At 75.1% G+C, this 1,022-nt stretch carries 2 protein-coding genes; one reads left to right on the forward strand and one right to left on the reverse strand.

All coding sequences use genetic code 11. The features are described from left to right. On the reverse strand, window positions 1-162 hold a 162-nt coding region (locus tag HW445_RS32565), incomplete at its 3' end, for an FAD-dependent oxidoreductase (protein WP_180224334.1). 90 nt (window positions 163-252) lie between these two features. Between HW445_RS32565 and HW445_RS32570 the strand changes: the two genes are divergently transcribed. Beyond that, window positions 253-846, forward strand: a complete 594-nt coding sequence (locus tag HW445_RS32570; RefSeq protein ID WP_180224335.1) for a TetR/AcrR family transcriptional regulator — start codon at window positions 253-255, stop codon at window positions 844-846. Window positions 847-1,022 lie beyond the last annotated feature (176 nt).

The raw sequence follows: 1,022 nt of genomic DNA on the forward strand, positions 1-1,022 counted from the left end.
GCGCAGCGCGTTGGGGGCCAGCGAGATGGCGCTGCCCACTGGCTCCAGGGAGGGCGCGCGCTCCAGGACGACGACCTCCCGCCCGGCCCGGCTCAGCGCGACGGCCGCGGTCAGGCCGCCGATACCGCCGCCGACCACGACGACCCGCGAGGACTGGGGCATGGCTTCTCCTCCTCCGGAGACCGGTCACTACATCCGTAGTAACCGATGGCCAGGTTACTACAGGCGTAGTTGCGAGGGTAGGTTGGAGGCATGCCAGCACCGACGTCACGCGCCACCGTCGTCGCCGACGCCGCGCTCACCCTGCTCGCCGCGCGGGGCATGCGCGGACTGACCCACCGGGCGGTCGACGACGCGGCCGGGCTGCCGCACGGCTCCACCTCCAACGTCGCCCGTACCCGCCTCGCGCTGCTGGAGCTGGCGGTGCTCCGGCTGGCCGAGCGGGAGGCCCGGGTGCTCGCCGTGGACGAGATGCCGGATCCGCACGGAGGTCCGGACCAGCTGGTCGACGCCCTCGCCCTCGCGGTCCACCGCTCGCTGACCGGCAACCGCGACCTGCTCGTCGCCCGGTACGAACTGGCCCTGGAGGCGACCCGCCGACCCGAGCTGCGGGCGCACTTCGACGCGGCCGGGGCGCGGTTCCGGGAGACGGTCACCGGGCTCGTCACGGGGCTGGGATCACCCGATCCGGCCAGGCACGCGCTGTCGCTGGTGGCCTGGGCGGACGGTCTGATGTTCTCGTGCGCGGCGGGTTCGTACCACGCCGACCCCCCGGGCCTGGACGCCCTGCGGCAGGGGCTGCGGGAGCTGTTCCGGGGCATGCTCGGCGACCGTCCGGCGGCCTGACGCCCGCGCCTCAGGCCTCACGGTGGCCCGGCGCGCACCGCGTACCGAGTACCGCGTCATCGCGAAGCGGGCGCACGGGGTCGTACGAAGGGGCGTACGAGCCGGACGGCATCCGCGCGCGCCCGTTCGCAGGACCGGGCGGCCACCGCGTCGTCGGGTACGGCACGGGCCACGGC

The sequence above is a fragment of the Streptomyces sp. UH6 genome, from assembly GCF_013421635.1.
Classification (GTDB): Bacteria; Actinomycetota; Actinomycetes; order Streptomycetales; family Streptomycetaceae; genus Streptomyces; species Streptomyces abyssomicinicus.

What these genes read in the sequence shown, in the direction of transcription:
- HW445_RS32570 (WP_180224335.1), top strand. Translation starts at nt 253, where the DNA reads ATGCCAGCACCGACGTCACGCGCCACCGTCGTCGCCGACGCCGCGCTC.